The following is a 15,635-nucleotide window of genomic DNA, read 5'->3' as shown; positions in this document are numbered from 1 at the left end:
TACCCGTATTGACATTGACGCAACATCGGGTTTACAACACTGACAGGTTTCCAACCGGTGGGCGACCCTGTCACCACCGGACGACCTCCAGGGGCTCCGGCGGCCCCGGGCGAGCAGCCCGGGCCACGGGACCACGAGCGGACGCAGGCCCGCGGCGGTGGCAGCCGCCGACGTGCACTCCTGCACTCGCAGCGCACGTCCGCACCTTCACACCGCTGTGCCGTACGAGCGGGCCCGTGGCGCCGGGCCCGCCGCACCACGGCCCCGCGAAGCCCCCGGCACGCCATGCCCACGCACCTCCCCCGCCGTGCACGCCACCACACCCGCACCGCGGGCCACCCCCACCCGTCTCCGCACGGAGAGAGGTCACCCTCATGCGCTTTCGCCGCACGCTCGGTACCGCGGCCCTCGCCGCCCTCGCCTTCACCTGCGCCGCCGTCGCACCCGCCCAGGCCGACGGCTCCGCGGTGCTGACCACCGGCAGCAGCAGCGGCCCGGACGTCGCCGTCGGCGACGTCCTCACCGCCAGTCTGGTCTCGGGCACCACCGCCACCTTCTACAGCAGCGCCAGCGGAACGAGCGGCATCAGCTGCGCCAACTCGGCCTTCTCCGCCACCGTGACGGCCAACCCGGCCGCCCCCGGCAGCGCGGTCGAGCAGCTCAACACCCAGACCTTCGGCTCCTGCTCCTCCAACGTCCTCGGCGTCACCGGCGTCAAGAGCATCACCGTCAACAACCTGCCGTTCACCAACACCGTCGGCGACGGCCCCGGCAACCCGGTCGCCCTCACCCCCGGCGCGGCCGGCGCGATGAAGACCACGGTGGTGCTCAACACCATCCTCGGCAGCATCAACTGCGTCTACCAGACCACCACCGGGATCAACGGCACCACCTCGAACACCGGCAACACCATCGGCTTCTCCTCCCAGCCGTTCAACCTGGTCTCCGGCTCGGGCCTGTGCTTCTCGACCGGCTACTTCAGCGCCACCTACGGCCCGGTCACCGACACCTCGGTGGCGGGCAGCCCGCTCATCTTCGTCAACTGACGACCCGAGGGGCCTTCGCCGACTGACGTCCGGTCAGACCTCGTCGACTGACGGACGGGACCGGCGGGAACAGACGAGCGGCGTACGGCGACCGCGGTCGCCGTACGCCGCTCCGGCGCGCCCGCACGCCAGCACGCCTGCCCGCCAGGTGATCCAGCAGCACGCCACGGCCCCGGACCAGCGGCCCCGCACCCCACCACCCCGCCGAACCCCCGAGACAGCGAAGTGACCGGCCGGTAGGGTGCTGCCGCACGGACACGGCCGACAGGAACGGGGCGGGCAGATGAGCGGCAGCGGCGACGGCACGGGGTTCTTCGCATCGGTGGCGGACACCGCCGACCAGCTGGCCGCCACCGGCTACCTGGCCTCCACCGCCGTGGCCACCACCGTCTTCCTCGCCGACCGGCTCGGCAAGCCGCTGCTGGTCGAGGGCCCCGCCGGGGTCGGCAAGACCGAACTCGCCAAGGCGGTCGCCGCGATCGGCCGCGCCCGGCTGGTCCGGCTCCAGTGCTACGAGGGCATCGACGAGGCCCGCGCGCTCTACGAGTGGAACCACGCCAAGCAGCTGCTGCGGATCACCGCCGGCCGCGACGAGGGCTGGGACCAGGCCCGCACCGACATCTTCGGCGAGGAGTTCCTGCTCACCCGCCCGCTGCTCACCGCCATCCGCGGCGACGAGCCCACCGTGCTGCTCATCGACGAGATGGACAAGGCCGACGTCGAGGTGGAGGCGCTGCTGCTGGAGGTGCTCAGCGACTTCCAGGTCACCGTGCCCGAACTCGGCACCATCGCCGCGAGCCGCCGCCCCTTCGTCCTGCTCACCTCCAACGCCACCCGCGAACTGTCCGAGGCGCTGCGCCGGCGCTGCCTCTTCCTCCACCTCGACTACCCGGAAGCCGAGGTGGAGCGGCGGATCGTCCGGCTCAAGGTGCCCGGCCTGGACGACACGCTGGCCGCCTCGCTGGTCCAGGTGGTCGGCGCGCTGCGCGCGCTGGACCTGCGCAAGGCGCCGTCCGTCGCCGAGACCATCGACTGGGCCCGCACCCTGCTGGCGCTCGGCGCCGACACCCTCGACGAGGCGGTCGTCCAGGACACCCTCGGGGTGATCCTCAAGCACCAGGACGACATCCGGAAGGCCGCGCAGAAGCTCACCCTCGCGTGACCACCGCCCCGCCCCCGGCCGACACCGCCGCCCGACTCACCGGCCTGGTCCGCTCGCTGCGCGGGCACGGCCTGCGGATCGGCCCCGCCGAGACGGTCGACGCGGCCGCCGTCCTCGATGTCCTCGGGCTCGCCGACCGCGAGCAGATGCGGGCCGGGCTGGCCGCCGCGCTGCTGCGCTCGGACACCCAACGGGCAGTCTTCGACGCCACGTTCGACCTGTTCTTCCCGCTCGGCGTCGGCACCCCCGAGGCCGTCCGCGCCGACCCGCCCGCACTCCCGGACGACCCCCGGCCGCCGTGCCCCGGCCGCCCCGACCCGCTGCGCGACGACCTGCGCGAGCGCCTCGCCGCCGCCCTGGCCGCCGACGACCGGGCCGCCCAGGCCCGGCTGGCCGGCGAGGTGGTGGAGGCCCTGGGCCGGTACGGCGCCGGAGCCACCCCGGCCTCGGACGGCTGGTCGGCCCACCAGGCGCTCGGCCGGCTCGCCCCCGAGACCCTGCTCGCCCGGATCCTCGCCGCCCTGCGCGAGCAGGCCACCGCCCCGGACCTGTCCGACCGCGTCCTCGCCGACGAGATCCGCCGCCGCATCCAGGACTTCCGCGCCCTGGTCGCCACCGAGGCCCGCCGCCGCGTCGCCGAACTGCGCGGCGCCGAGCGGATCGCCGAACGCGCCGTCGCACCCACCGCCGACCGGATCGACTTCCTCGCCGCCGGCCGCGACCAGCTCGCCGAACTGCGGCGTACCGTCCACCCGCTGGCCCGCAAGCTGGCCACCAGGCTGGCCGCCCGGCGCCGCCGCGCCGCACGCGGACGCATCGACCTGCGCCGCACCCTGCGCCGCTCACTGTCCACCGGCGGGGTGCCGCTGCGCCCGGCCTACCGGCTGCGCCGCCCGGCCCGGCCGGAACTGGTGCTGCTGTGCGACGTCTCCGGCTCGGTGGCCGGATTCGCCGACTTCACCATGCTGCTGGTGCAGGCGATGAGCGAACAGTTCAGCAAGGTCAGGGTGTTCGCCTTCGTGAACCGCACCGCCGAGGTCACCGCCCTGCTGGCGCGCGGCGACGCCGACCCGGCCCGGCTCGCCGCCCGGATCCTCACCGAGGCCAAGGTGATGGGTCACCACGGCAACAGCGACTACGGCTCCGCCCTGGGCGAGTTCGCCGAACGGCACTTGGACGCGGTCGGCCCGCGCACCAGCGTGCTGATCCTCGGCGACGCCCGCAACAACCACCGCGACCCCAACCTGGACGCACTGCGCCGGATCGCCGGCCGGGCCCGGCGGGTCCACTGGCTCAACCCCGAGCAGCCCGCCCTCTGGCCGACCGGCGACTCCGCCGCAGCCGCCTACGCGGGCGTCGTGGAGATGCACTCCTGCCGCAACGCCCGCCGCCTCGGCGAACTGATCACCCGCCTGCTGCCGGTCTAGTGCGGTGAACGCGTAGGAGCGGCAGAAGGACGACTCAGGAGGCGGACGGCTCGATCTCCCCCGCGAAGACGATGATCTGGTCGATGAGGCTCCGCCGCAGATGGACGACGTCCGTTCCCGCCAGGCGGGGGCCTCCATCCGGCGTGGTGAAGACCCACTGGTACCGGGCCCACTCGCCAGGCATGTCCACCGCTGAGCAGCGCGCCATCGTGCCGGCCCCCGCCGGGTGGCGCCGGATGTCCAGCACGAACTGCTCGACCGCCGCGAGTCCTTCGCTGCGGCCCAACGGCCCCCAGAAGACCACGTCTGAGGTCAGGGCCTGGGCGAGCAGGGCAGTCACATAGCTGTCGTCCGAGGCGTTGAACGCGGAGATGAACGTGTCGATCGCGGAGCGTGCCGTCTCTTCCTGCATGCCTCAGTAATACCAGCCGTTGCGCGTGCGCTCGTCCCGCGAGCCGCCTTCCGACGACGGTGGACCATCCCGGTCACAGCCTTAAGGGAGCTTCCGAGTCCGCCGCCGTGGCGGCCGAAGACTGGCCCTACGCCTGGGCCTGAGCCTGCGCCCGGGCCTGCGCCCGGGCCTCCTCGGCCGCCGTCTGGGCGGCCATGGCTGCGATCGGGTTGATGTCGGCCCGGCGCGCCCACTGCATGGCCGTCAGCCGCTGGACCACCACGATCGCCGCGTGCTCGGACTCGCACGCCGGTGCCGCCAGCGCCCCGACCGGGGCGGGCGCGCCGACTCTAGGGGATCATCAACGTCCGCTGCCAGCGAGATTTCGCAGCTCAGCGGCGGTATCGCCAGATAAACGACAGATCGCGCGGGAATCGAGCCCCGGGGAGCCGACTCCGGCTCACCGCCCCGACCCGGCGCACCCGTCCCGCTCGATCCGGGTGTGCGGTCGACGGACCCCGGGCGCAGGACCGGTGAAGGGGTGCGAGCGTCCCGGGGAGGTCGAACGCGGCGTCAGGCCGAGGGCACGGGCAGCAGCCGGTAGGCGTCCCCCTCCGTGCGCACGCGGCCGGCGGTGGGCGGCGCGAAGTGGGTGCCGAGCAGCAGGGTGTCCGTGTCGGCGAGGGAGCCGAGGAGCTTGCGGCGCGAGGCCTCGGACTGCCGCGGGTCGATGTCGACGCAGGCGCCGATGGCGGGGTGGGCGAGCTGGACCGGGTGGTGGATGCAGTCACCGGTGATCAGCGCCGTCTCGCCCCCGCTGGTCAGTTCGACGGCGACGTGGCCGGGGGTGTGGCCGGGGGTGGGGATCAGGCTCAGGCCCGGGGTGATCTCGACGCCCTCGGCCGGGACGTCGACGAGGTCCAGCAAGCCGGCCCGCTCGACCGGGATCACGGAGTCGAGGAACATCTGCCTGCGCGCCTCCTCCAGGTCGTAGCCGGCCCAGAACTCCCGCTCGGCGCGGGAGGTGAGATAGCGGGCGCGGGGGAAGGTGGGGACCCACTCGCCGTTCACCTCCCGCGTGTTCCAGCCGACGTGGTCGGCGTGCAGGTGGGTGAGGATCACCAGGTCGACGGAGTCCGGGGGGAAGCCGGCGGCGGTGAGGCGCTCCAGGTAGTCGGTCCGCAGCTGGTGCCAGGCCGGGTTGGCCCGCTCCTTGCCGTTGCCTATGCCGGTGTCGACGAGGACGCGCAGCCCGCCCACGGAGAACGCGAAGCTGTGGCTGTCGAGGCGCGGGACGCCCTCGTGGTCGGCGAAGTGGGGGCGCAACCAGTCGTGGCCGGTCACGACCTCGGGGGTGGCCTCGGGCAGCAGCCACGGCCCGGTCGCGGGCGGCAGGAGGGTCTCGTCGACGCGGTGGACGGTGACGTCGCCCACCGCCCAGGCGGGGATGGGGGCGGGGGCTTCGGACGTGGCGCTGGACATGGGGCTCCTCCCGTAAACGCAATCTGTTTGCGTTAAGCCATCGTAGGGCCTACAGTCCGACTAACGCAAACAGTTAGCTTTTGCTGCGACTGCCATCGCGCCCCAGCCCCGATCAGGAGAGAACACCCATGTCCTCCGCCGAACGCCCCTCGGGCCGACCGCCCACCACCGACCTCACGCCGCCCGAGGCCGCCCGCTGGGCCGCCCGGGCCGGGCTCCCCCTGCCCGCCGACCGCCACGACTCGGTCGCGGCCACCGCCAATCAGCTGCTCTCCGTCGTCGCGGTCCTGCGGGAGCTGGACTTCGGGGACACCCCGCCCGCGAGCGCCTACCGCGCGCAAAGCGCCCACTACACGGAAGAGGAGAAGCGCGATGCAGCCGTATGAGCTCTCCCTCGCCACCGCCGCGGAGGAGATCCGGGCCCGGCGACTGTCCCCCGTCGAACTGGTGGACTCGGTCCTCGACCGCATCGAGCAGGTCGAACCGCACCTCGGCGCCTACGTCGCGGTCACCGCGGAGCGGGCGCGCCGGGCGGCCCGCGAGGCCGAACGGGAAGCGGCACGCGGCCTGCACCGGGGGCCGCTGCACGGCGTGCCGATGGGGCTCAAGGACCTGATCGACGTCGCCGGGCTGGCCACCACGGCCAGTTCCCGGGTCCGCGCCGACCACCGCGCGCAGGCCGACAGCACGGTCGCCGCCCGTCTGGCCGCGGCCGGCGCGATCCTGGTCGGCAAGACGCACACCCACGAGTTCGCCTACGGCCTGACCACCCCGCAGACCGGCAACGCCTGGGACCGCGGCCGGGTCGCCGGCGGCTCCAGCGGCGGATCCGCCGTCGCCGTCGCCGCGGGCGCCGCGACCTTCGCGCTGGGCACCGACACCGGCGGCTCGATCCGGGTGCCCGCCGCGCTCAACGGGGTCGTCGGCCTCAAGCCGACCTACGGCCTCGTCCCCCGCCACGGCGTCGCGTCCCTGTCCTGGTCGCTGGACCACGTCGGCCCGATCGCCCGGACCGTCGAGGACACGGCCCTCGTCCTGGACGCCCTCGCCGGGCACGACCCGCGCGACCCCGCCTCGCTGGCCACCACCGCCGTGGACCACCGGCCGGGCGCGGACACGGACCTGGCGGGGCTGCGCGTCGGCGTGCCGCGCAGCTACTACTTCGACCGCGTCGACGTGGAGGTGGAGGCCGCCGTCCGGCGCGCCGTCGAGCACCTGGAGGCGCTCGGCGCACGGCTCGTCGACGTCGACATCCCGATGACCCGCTACCTCCAGGCGACGCTGTGGGGGCTGGTGGCACCGGAGGCCACCGCCTACCACGAGCACTCCCTGCGGGCGGTGCCCGAGCTGTACCAGGCGGACGTCCGCGCCCTCCTGGAGGCCGGCGAGCTGATGACCGCCGGGGACTACCTGCGCGCCCAGCGCTCCCGGACGCTCATGCGGCAGGAGTGGGCCCGGATGCTGGAGGAGGTCGACGTGATCGCGGCCCCGACCGTCCCGGTCACCGCCGTACGGACCGACCAGGAGGCCGTCACCTGGCCCGACGGCACGGTCGAGAGCGTCCCCGACGCCTATGTGCGCCTGTCCGCCCCCGCCAACATCACCGGGGTGCCCGCCCTGTCCGTGCCGGTCGGCCGGGACGCGGAGGGTCTGCCGATCGGCATGCAGCTGCTCGGCCGGCCGCTCGGGGAGCGCACGCTGCTGCGGGTCGGCCACGCCTACGAGCGGACGCAGCCCGCCCGGGCGCTCGCACCGGCGGTCTGAGGACCGCAGGCGGGCCGGGCCGGAAGGCGTCGGCCCGCCGTCCGGCTCCGAGGCGGGCATCCCGACACCCCGGCGCCCCGGCACCCCAGCGCCCCAGCGCCCCAGCGCCCCGGCACCCCGGCACCCCACAAACGCAAGAATTGTGCTTTAAGGTGTTAATCATGAGTCGCAAACAGATGGTGCGCCCCGGCGGGCGCAGCGCCCGGGTCCAGGCATCGGTGCACACCGCTGTGCGTGAACTCCTCGCCGAGGTGGGCCGCGACGCGCTGACGGTGCCGCTGGTCGCCCAGCGCGCGGGCGTCACCCCGTCGACGGTCTACCGCCGTTGGGGTGATCTCCAGGAGCTGCTGTCCGACGTCGCGGTGGAGCGCCTGCGGCCCGACACGGCCCCGGAGGACCTCGGCGACCTGCGGTCCGACCTGACGGCCTGGGCCGAACAGTTCCTCGACGAGATGGCCTCCCCCTCGGGCCGCGCCTACATCCGCGACGCCCTGCTCGGCGACCCGGACGGCGGCAACGCCGGCCAGTGCTCGGACTACGCGGCCGAACAGGTCGACGCCGTGCTGAGCCGGGCGCGCGGCCGCGGGGAGGACACCCCCGGCGTGGAGGCGGTCATGGACGGCGTCGTCGCCCCCCTGATGTACCGCATCCTCTTCCGCCCGGTCGGCCTCGACCCCGCGTACGCGCGCCGGCTCGTGGCCGAACTCCTCGCCCCGTACGGGGCCGGCCCGTCGGGCGGATGATCGTTCGCAGGGCGAGGACGGGCAGCTCAAGTGATGAACGGGCAGCTCAAGTTATAAGCTTCTGCGGGACGTTCACGAGCCCGGCCGCTGGTCGGGACCTCGCCTGGGAGGAAGCGTCGTGGGGAAGAAGATCCCGGTCCGGACCGGATGCCAGAACTGCTCGCGGTGCACCGGCTCGATCGGCGGCAACGCGGCCCGCAAGACGGTGCGGGGCACCGGGGTGGCGCTCGGCGCGGTGGTCACCGTCGGCCTGAGCCTCCTCTTCATCCGGAGGTGCCGCGCCTGCGACCACCCCATGGGCAGCCACCACCACCACTGATCGCGCCGCCTCCGCCATCCTGATCCGGCTCCGACCCGGTATCCGGGCCGGAGCCGGGCGGGCGTCAGGCGTCCAGGTGCTTGAGGAAGTCGAGCAGCGCCTCGTTGACCTCCCCCGGGCGCTCCTGCTGCGTCCAGTGCCCGGTGTCCGGCAGCCGGACGTGGCGGTGCAGCTTGGGCACCCGGCTCAGCAGGTGGGCCAGCACCTCCGGCGGGACGAGCGCGTTCACCATGTCCTGTTCGCCGGCCACGTACAGCGCGGGCACGTCGATCGTCACACCGTCGAAGGCGGCCATCAGTTCGGCGTTGCGGTCGATGTTCCGGTACCAGTTGAGCCCGCCCGTGAAGGCGTGCTCGCCGTGCAGGGCGTAGTCGGCCGCGAAGGCGTCGATGTCCGCCTCGGTGAGCCAGGCCGGCAGCTGCGCCGGCTCCGGGATGGTGTCCAGCAGGACCTTGCCCTCGGGGACGACCCACGGCTGCGGCTTCCCCCCACCGCGCGGGCCACCGCCCAGGACGCGGCGGAAGCTGGACTTCACGTCGGCCGCCAGTTCGGCGTCGGCGCGGCCCGGCTGCTGGAAGTAGTTCTGGTAGAAGCCCTCGCCGAAGTTCTCCCGGGACTCCCGCAGCGGCCGCGGCCCGCCGGGCAGCGGCGGCACGCTCAGCCCGGCGACCCCGCGCACCAGGTCCGGCCGCAGCGCGGCGGTGGCCCAGGCGACCGGCGCGCCCCAGTCGTGCCCGACCACGACGGCCCGCTGCTCGCCGAGCGCGCGGATCAGCGCCGTGACGTCGCCGACCAGGTGCAGCAGGGAGTACGCGTCCACCCGCTCGGGCTGCTCGCTGCGGGCGTAGCCGCGCTGGTCGGGGGCGACGACCCGGTAGCCGGCCGCGGCGAGCGGGGCGAACTGGTGGCGCCAGGAGTACCAGCTCTCCGGGAAGCCGTGCAGCAGCAGGACCAGCGGGCCCTCGCCCTGCTCCGCGACGTGCAGACGGACGCCGTTCACCTCGACGTGGCTGTGCTTGATCGTGTCGTTCAAGTCCCGCTCCCGGTCCGGTGGAAGGGCCGGGCATCCGCTTCGCCCCGGTCCTGCCCCGCGCAACACCGCCGGGGCTCGGGGCATTCCCGCCGATCCGGGAAAACGACCGAGGCCGCTCCGAAACTCCGGGGCGGCCTCGGTGTGGTGATGGAAGGTCAGTTCACCGTGTAGCTGTACGGGATCGCCGCGAGCACCGAACCGGTGGTGCCCAGGGTGTTGTTGGCGGTCGCCACCGAGCTGGGGGCGGACACCAGGTACAGCACACCGTGAACGGTGCTGCCCTTCGGACCGGTCGGGGTGACGGTCACCTGGAGCGAGCCCTTGCCGCCCGACGGGACGGTCACCGGGTTGGCGGCCGGGGCCGAGGCGTTGACCGCCAGGGCGTACGGGTCACCGGTGCTGGAGGTCAGCGCCGGGTCGAACGCCTGGGTGTGCGCGGTCGCGGTGATGGTGGCGGTGCCGGCCGGGGCGCTGGCGGTGCCGAACGGGCCGATCTGCTGCAGGAAGGTGCCCCACACGCCGGGGAGGACCGGCTGCGACGCGCTGCCGTTGTCGGTCACGACCGAGATGGTCGAACCGTCCTGGGCCTTCTTCAGGTCGCCGAAGAGGTCCGGCGAGCCGGTGGTGCCGGACAGCTCCAGGTGGGCCGGCGTCGAGGAGGCCGCCACCGCCTTCAGCTGGTCGGTGCCCGGCGGGACGAGGAAGGACGGCACCGCGGAGGTGAGGCTCAGCGGCAGGGTGACCGTCGCGGAGGCGCCCTGCGGCACCAGCGGGAGGTCGGTGCGGCGGTCCAGGCGGCCGTCGGCCGAGATCTTCTGGGTGGCGACGGTGTTGTTGGTGTAGTTCACCTGGACGGTGACCGGCTTGCCGGCCGCCAGCTTGGCGTGCGGGTCGTTCGGCAGGCCGGCGGCGGTGGCGACGTTCTGGTTGAACGCGACGCTGCCGGTGAAGTCCTGGGCGAGCTCCTGGCCGCTGACCGGGCCGAGCACGTTCAGGACGAACCGCCAGCGGCCGGCGGCCGGGTTGACGGTGGTGGCCGAGACGCCGGCGGTGGTGCCGGTCAGGTTGCCCTGCGCGTCGAGCAGGCCGTTGCCCTCGATGTCGATCGGGGTGCCGTTCGGGCTGATCAGCGCGCCCTGCATGAGCAGCTTCGGGTCCTTGGCGACGGTGACGCCGACCCGCAGGTCCTTCTGGCCCTTCGGGACGTCGAAGGCGTACGCGAAGCTCTGCGTCGGCGAGGCGTTGCGGCCGTTGCCACCGGTGATGGTGCCGGTGAAGGTGCCCTTGCCCTGGTTGACCGGGACGAGGCTGCGCAGCACGACCGGAACGCTGGTGGCGGTGCCGTTGGAGCTGGCGACGGTGATCGCCTGGCTGGAGTCGCCACTGGTGCCCGGGGTGGTGAGCTGGACCTTGAGGGTCTTGGTCTCACCCGGCTTCAGGTCCGCGACGCTCGGGCTGACGGCGCCGGCCGGCACCGCGCGCTGGGTGGCGGTGCCCAGCTGGACCGCGCCGTTGTAGCCGGCCTTGCCCGCCGGGGTGTACAGGACGGCGGTCCACTCGCCGGCCACCGGGTGCGGGACGTCCACCAGGCCGAAGTCGGCCGGGGTGGCGCCGCCCTGCGGACGGGTGTTGGTCTCGAAGCGGCCCGACGGGTCGAGCAGCGTCATGCGGACCACGGAGCCGTTGGTGACCGGGCTGGCCGCACCCTGCCAGGCGATCGACGCCGCGAGGCGGTCGGCGCCGGCCGGGACGGTGAACTTGACCTGCTTCTGCACCCAGGTGGCGCCGTTGGTGGCGTACTTGAAGGTGTCGGTGGAGGCCGTGTCCAGCTGGACGGTCTGCTGGTTGCTCGACTGCGGCACGAAGGTGCGGGTGGCGCCGCTGACCGTCTGCGGGGCGGAGCTGGTGTTGGTGACGGTCACGTCGGCGGTGTGGGTCGAGCCGGGGTTGCCGGCGATGTCGACCTGACCGGTGGTGACGACGACGGTCTTGCTGTCCGACGCGCCGGAGCCGGCGTGGTAGCCGCGGGCGGCCTCGACGGCGGCGCGGACGTTCAGCAGGCCGGCGCCCTGCTCCTCGGCCGGGACGCCGAGGTCCTGGGCGGTGCCGGTGATGAACTTCTTCACCAGCGCCGGGGCGGGCGACTGGCCGTTGTGGGTGTCGCGGTAGGCCTGGATGACCAGGGCCGCGGCGCCGGTGACGAACGGCGCGGCCTGGCTGGTGCCGCCGAACGACTGGATCGGCGAACCCTGGCCGTTGTAGCCGGTGCAGTCGGTGTACTTGCTGGTGTCGGGCGAGCAGAGCGCCCAGTCCGACTCGCCCGGCGCGACCAGGTCGACCGTGCGGCCGGCCTGGGTGAAGCCGCCCGAGGAGAGCGCGGAGATGCGGTTGTTGCTCCAGGTCTTGTTGGAGAACTGGGCGGCCGCGTAGCCGGTCTGCTGGTAGTTCTGGTTGTCCGTCGAGGCGCCGACCGCGATCACGTTCGGGTCGGTGGCCGGGGTGCCGATGGTGCCGCTGATGCCCGCGTCGCCGGTGGAGACGGAGACGGTGACACCGGCCTTGACGGCCTGGTCGTTGAAGAGCGAGATGGTGTCGTGCGCGCCGCTGTCCGGGGTGACGTTGCCGCCGAAGGACTCGTTCAGCACGTCGACCTTGGCGACCGAGACCGCGTAGTCGATGGACTGCAGGATCGACGAGTTCGACATGATCTCGCCGCCGGCCCGCAGGGCGACCAGCGAGGCGTCCGGGGCGAGGCCGCGGATGCGGATGTTGCAGCCGGCCGGCAGACCGCGCGAGGCGTTCACGAACTTCGAGACGTCGTAGACCTGGCGGCCCTGGGCGATGACCGCCGAGGCGTCGCCGAAGGCCTCCGCGCCACCGGTCGGCGCGTTCACGCCGTCGCCCGCGAAGTCCTGGTAGTCGACGACGGCGTGCGAGCCGTCGGCCCGGATGAAGTCCGGGTTCTCCGGGTCGAGGCCGTCCGCGATGTAGGCGACCTTGACGCCCTTGCCGGTGGCCAGGTCGGCCGCGCCGGGCTTGCCGTCGGCGCCGACGGCGTGCGTCGAGTAGAGGCCCTCCGGCTCCAGCAGCGGCTGGGACGGGTCCGACGGGCAGATCGTGTTGGTCGCGTTCTGCTCGGCGCCCTGGCCGTTGCTGCCCGAAACGGCCTGCGGAGCGGTGGCCTTGGCCGACTTGGCGCCGGCCTTGGAGTCCGCGGCGTCCTTCGCGGCCGCGGCCTTGCCGGCGGCCGGCGGCGTGACGGTGACCTGCTCGTCCGCGACGACCGAGGCGACGGCCGGGTCGGCCAGCAGCGCGGCACGCAGCGCGGGGCTCACCGTGGCCGAGAACGCGTTCCCGACCACGAAGCTCTTGATGTTGGTGCCGCCGTTGGCCTTGACCCTGTCCAGCAGCGGCGCCTGGGCGTTCGCGGCCTTCTGCTTACGGGCGCCGAGGTGGCCGTTGTCGGCCGGGGCGTCCGCTATCTGGTCCTTGAGAATCACGATCACCGGCACCGGGGTCCCGTCCGCGGACGCCACGGGGGCGTTCTGCGGGTCCGGGAGCGGAGCTGCGTTGGCGCTGGACCCGAAGGTCAGGACCATGGACGCGGCGGTGACCGTGACGGCAGCTGCTAGCTGGGATTTCCGCCAGCCGATCAATGGACATCCTTTCGTCTGATGAGACGTCAGGTTGCGCGGCCCAGCGTACGCGAATCCAGGTCGGACGCGTGGTTGCTCCGGACCGCGCGTCCCGACAGCGGTCGCATTCCAGCGCATCCGACACGACCACGACAAGGGGGGAAATCCCCATTAGAAAGTAAAAAAGACCATCAGAAAGTAAAATTCACGGCAGAAATCGGGCCATGTCCGCCCCTTTTCGCTGACCAGACCCGGTCGGAACTGTCCGATCCCGGTCGGAAAAAGTCGGTGGCGAACTCTGGACAGTGGCGGACCACCGCCACCTGGGACACACCGTCAGCACCGCCACACTCCCTTCCCCCCGGACCCACTCTGAAACCGGACATGACAGAACGGGCGCGCGGTCACACCGGCGCCCGGTGGCCGGAATCCCCCGGCCACCGGGCGATCAGCACCCGATCAGCCGGCGGCCAACCGCTCCTGGGCGTCCGCCAGATCCTCGGCGGTGGGCGCGTCGTCCTGGGTCAGCCGGTGGCGCCAGTACCCGGTGAAGTCGATCGACCGCTTCGGCACGCCGCGCTCCGCCACCAGGTGGCGGCGCAGCGCCCGCACCGCGCCCGCCTCCCCCGCGAGCCAGGCGAACGGCGCGCCGGCCGGCAGCGCGGCGGACCGCACGGCCTCGGCCAGCACGGCCCCGGGGGCCGCCCCGCCCCGGGCCGGCCAGTGCACGGCCAGCTCGGCACGGCTCTCCAGCGGCTGCCGCTCGGCCGCGTCCGCGACCTCGACGAACGCGAGGGCCCGGACCCCGGCAGGCAACGCCTCGACCAGCGTCGCGATCGCCGGCAGCGCCGTCTCGTCCCCCGCCAGCAGCACCCAGTCGGCAGCGGCGGCGGCCTCGGCGAACGGGACCGACGGGGCGTACAGCGCCGAGGGGCCGACCATCCCGAGCCGCTGCCCGGGCTCCGCGCGCTCCGCCCAGGCTGCGGCCGGGCCGGTGTCACCGTGCAGCACGAAGTCGATCTCGACCAGGCGGGTGCCGGGCCGGCGGCGACGGAGGGTGAAGCTGCGCAGCAGCGGGCGCCGGGCCTCGGGGATCGCCAGATAGGCCTGGTACCAGCTCATCGGGTCGTCGCTCCGCGCGGGCAGCTCGGGCACCGCCTGGCCGGGGCGGGGGAAGCACAGCTTCACCTGCTGGTCGGGCGCCGTGCCCACGGAGTCCGCCAGGGCCTCGGCCTCGAAGGTGACCCGGGCGGTGCGCGGCGTGATCCGGCGGACCTCGACGACCTCGACGAAGGCGACGGGCAGTGTCATCGCAGAACCCCTTCGGTTGATAACCTTACGACATAAAGAGTTGTCGCGGCCGAGGATACTTTACGCCATAAGGAGTTGCTGCATGGTCGTCTACGCCGGACAGGGCGACGCCCACCGGTCCCTGTCCCTGCTCTGGGGCACACCACCGCAACCGCGCACCGGGCGCAGCGGCCCCAAACCTGGCCTCAGCGTCGACGCGATCGTCTCCGCCGGCATCGCCGTCGCCGACGCGGACGGCATGGCCGCGCTCTCGATGCGCGCCGTCGGTGAACGGCTCGGCCGCACCGCCATGGCCCTCTACACCTACGTCCCGGGCAAGGCCGAACTCCTCGACCTGATGCACGACCGGGCACTCGGCGAACTACGGCTGGACGTGGCGGACTTGGACGACTGGCGCCCTGCCGTCACCGCCTGGGCCGAGGAACTGTACGCCTGCTACCTGCGCCACCCCTGGATCCTCCAGGTCTCGCAGGCCCGGCCGGTGCTCGGACCGGCCGAACTCGCCGCCATGGAAAGCCTGTTGCGCGCCCTGCGACCGGCCGCCCTCGCACCCGCGCGGCTGCACGGCGTCGTCGCGGCGCTCTGGCAGTTCGTCCGCGGCACGGCCGCCGTGGCCGCCGAATCACGCGGCGCCGCCGCCGCGACCGGCATCGCCGACGAGGACTGGTGGACCGCCCGGTCCGTCCGACTCGCCGAACTGGCACCGGACTTCACCGAGCGCTTCCCCCTGCTGACCGCCCTCCAGGGCGCGGCCGACGGCACGCCGCAGGACCGCGACCTGGCGGCCTTCCGCACCGGGCTCGCCGTCCTGCTCGACGGCGTGGCGGCCTCGGGGGCGGGGGCGACCCCGGGGGCGGGGACTGATCAGGGTGCCGGTCGGGGCGCGGACTGAGTGCCGACCGGGCCTCGGGCCTCGGGCCTCGGGCCTCGGGCCTCGGGCCTCGGGCTGATCCTCTGATCAGCCCCGGCGGGCCGCCGGGATCGCCAGCAGGACGCCGAGCACCAGCAGGGTGGCGTACCCGGCGGTCTCATGGCCGTCCGGGACCAGGAAACGGACGAAGCCGAACAGCCGGAAGCCCCCCAGCCAGTCCGCCGCCAGGCCGGACCCGCCGCCGAGGATCAGCACGAAACCGAGATAGCCGAGCAGCGTCTTCATACCCCGAGCCTAGGCAGCTCCCGGCGCCCGGGAATCCGACTTTCGGCGCGACCCGGGGATGACCAAAGTCGTCCCGGCACCTTCCCCCGGCCGTCCCCGGCGCCCTGCCACCCGCGATCCGTACCACCCGGGCTCCGGACGGAGCAGCAGGCGCGGCGGCCCGGCG

At 73.5% G+C, this 15,635-nt stretch carries 15 protein-coding genes; 8 read left to right on the top strand and 7 right to left on the bottom strand.

What is annotated here, in order from left to right; translation table 11 throughout:
* The first annotated feature begins 374 nt into the window (after nt 1-374).
* The 3 genes from ACIQVZ_RS23045 (at nt 375) to ACIQVZ_RS23035 (ending at nt 3,635) form a co-directional block, all read left to right on the top strand.
* On the top strand, nt 375-1,046 hold the full coding sequence (locus tag ACIQVZ_RS23045) for a Tat pathway signal sequence domain protein (RefSeq protein ID WP_350879815.1): 672 nt from the start codon (nt 375-377) through the stop codon (nt 1,044-1,046).
* 283 nt (nt 1,047-1,329) lie between these two features.
* Nucleotides 1,330-2,208, top strand: coding sequence for an AAA family ATPase (locus ACIQVZ_RS23040; RefSeq protein WP_402452515.1), 879 nt, complete (start codon nt 1,330-1,332; stop codon nt 2,206-2,208).
* Entirely contained in the window at nt 2,205-3,635 is a 1,431-nt protein-coding gene (locus ACIQVZ_RS23035) for a VWA domain-containing protein (protein WP_402452514.1), read from the top strand. Before ACIQVZ_RS23040 ends, ACIQVZ_RS23035 begins: the two co-directional genes overlap by 4 nt.
* A gap of 34 nt (nt 3,636-3,669) precedes the next feature.
* Here the strand turns inward: ACIQVZ_RS23035 and ACIQVZ_RS23030 are convergent, their stop codons facing one another.
* From ACIQVZ_RS23030 to ACIQVZ_RS23020, 3 genes are all read right to left on the bottom strand, one after another.
* Entirely contained in the window at nt 3,670-4,047 is a 378-nt protein-coding gene (locus tag ACIQVZ_RS23030) for a nuclear transport factor 2 family protein (RefSeq protein WP_402452513.1), read from the bottom strand.
* A 127-nt stretch (nt 4,048-4,174) separates the two neighbouring features.
* Nucleotides 4,175-4,309 (bottom strand): hypothetical protein, encoded by a 135-nt coding sequence (locus ACIQVZ_RS23025; RefSeq protein WP_402452511.1) that lies wholly within the window; start codon nt 4,307-4,309, stop codon nt 4,175-4,177.
* A gap of 290 nt (nt 4,310-4,599) precedes the next feature.
* Nucleotides 4,600-5,508, bottom strand: a complete 909-nt coding sequence (locus ACIQVZ_RS23020) for an MBL fold metallo-hydrolase (RefSeq protein WP_402452509.1) — start codon at nt 5,506-5,508, stop codon at nt 4,600-4,602.
* 128 nt (nt 5,509-5,636) lie between these two features.
* On the opposite strand from ACIQVZ_RS23020, the gene ACIQVZ_RS23015 reads away from it, so the two are divergent.
* The 4 genes from ACIQVZ_RS23015 to ACIQVZ_RS23000 all read left to right on the top strand — a co-directional run bounded on the left by ACIQVZ_RS23015 (nt 5,637) and on the right by ACIQVZ_RS23000 (nt 8,334).
* Nucleotides 5,637-5,894 carry a hypothetical protein gene (locus ACIQVZ_RS23015; protein ID WP_402452508.1) on the top strand — a complete coding sequence of 86 codons (258 nt, stop codon included), beginning with the start codon at nt 5,637-5,639 and terminating at the stop codon, nt 5,892-5,894.
* A complete protein-coding gene (locus tag ACIQVZ_RS23010; RefSeq protein ID WP_402452507.1) occupies nt 5,881-7,272 on the top strand; it encodes an amidase in 1,392 nt (463 codons plus the stop codon). Before ACIQVZ_RS23015 ends, ACIQVZ_RS23010 begins: the two co-directional genes overlap by 14 nt.
* Nucleotides 7,273-7,433: 161 nt before the next feature.
* The gene (locus tag ACIQVZ_RS23005; RefSeq protein WP_402452506.1) at nt 7,434-8,015 is read left to right on the top strand and encodes a TetR/AcrR family transcriptional regulator; all 582 of its coding nucleotides are present in this window, start codon (nt 7,434-7,436) and stop codon (nt 8,013-8,015) included.
* 118 nt (nt 8,016-8,133) lie between these two features.
* A complete protein-coding gene (locus tag ACIQVZ_RS23000; RefSeq protein WP_063346158.1) occupies nt 8,134-8,334 on the top strand; it encodes a hypothetical protein in 201 nt (66 codons plus the stop codon).
* 64 nt (nt 8,335-8,398) lie between these two features.
* Here ACIQVZ_RS23000 and ACIQVZ_RS22995 read toward each other — a convergent pair whose 3' ends face one another.
* The 3 genes from ACIQVZ_RS22995 to ACIQVZ_RS22985 all read right to left on the bottom strand — a co-directional run bounded on the left by ACIQVZ_RS22995 (nt 8,399) and on the right by ACIQVZ_RS22985 (nt 14,313).
* Complete coding sequence (locus tag ACIQVZ_RS22995) at nt 8,399-9,367, bottom strand: alpha/beta fold hydrolase (RefSeq protein ID WP_402452504.1); 969 nt, start codon at nt 9,365-9,367, stop codon at nt 8,399-8,401.
* Nucleotides 9,368-9,522: 155 nt separating this feature from the next.
* Nucleotides 9,523-12,966, bottom strand: a complete 3,444-nt coding sequence (locus tag ACIQVZ_RS22990) for a S8 family serine peptidase (protein WP_402452503.1) — start codon at nt 12,964-12,966, stop codon at nt 9,523-9,525.
* A 495-nt stretch (nt 12,967-13,461) separates the two neighbouring features.
* Complete coding sequence (locus ACIQVZ_RS22985) at nt 13,462-14,313, bottom strand: siderophore-interacting protein (protein WP_402452501.1); 852 nt, start codon at nt 14,311-14,313, stop codon at nt 13,462-13,464.
* 82 nt (nt 14,314-14,395) lie between these two features.
* On the opposite strand from ACIQVZ_RS22985, the gene ACIQVZ_RS22980 reads away from it, so the two are divergent.
* The gene (locus ACIQVZ_RS22980) at nt 14,396-15,205 is read left to right on the top strand and encodes a TetR/AcrR family transcriptional regulator (RefSeq protein ID WP_402452500.1); all 810 of its coding nucleotides are present in this window, start codon (nt 14,396-14,398) and stop codon (nt 15,203-15,205) included.
* A gap of 66 nt (nt 15,206-15,271) precedes the next feature.
* Here the strand turns inward: ACIQVZ_RS22980 and ACIQVZ_RS22975 are convergent, their stop codons facing one another.
* Nucleotides 15,272-15,469 (bottom strand): hypothetical protein, encoded by a 198-nt coding sequence (locus ACIQVZ_RS22975; RefSeq protein WP_350879802.1) that lies wholly within the window; start codon nt 15,467-15,469, stop codon nt 15,272-15,274.
* Nucleotides 15,470-15,635: the final 166 nt, after the last annotated feature.

The sequence above is a fragment of the Kitasatospora sp. NPDC098663 genome (genome assembly GCF_044760075.1).
Lineage (GTDB): Bacteria > Actinomycetota > Actinomycetes > Streptomycetales > Streptomycetaceae > Kitasatospora.
The sequence above is the reverse complement of the archived record's forward strand: the minus strand, read 5'-3'. Positions and strand labels throughout refer to the sequence as shown.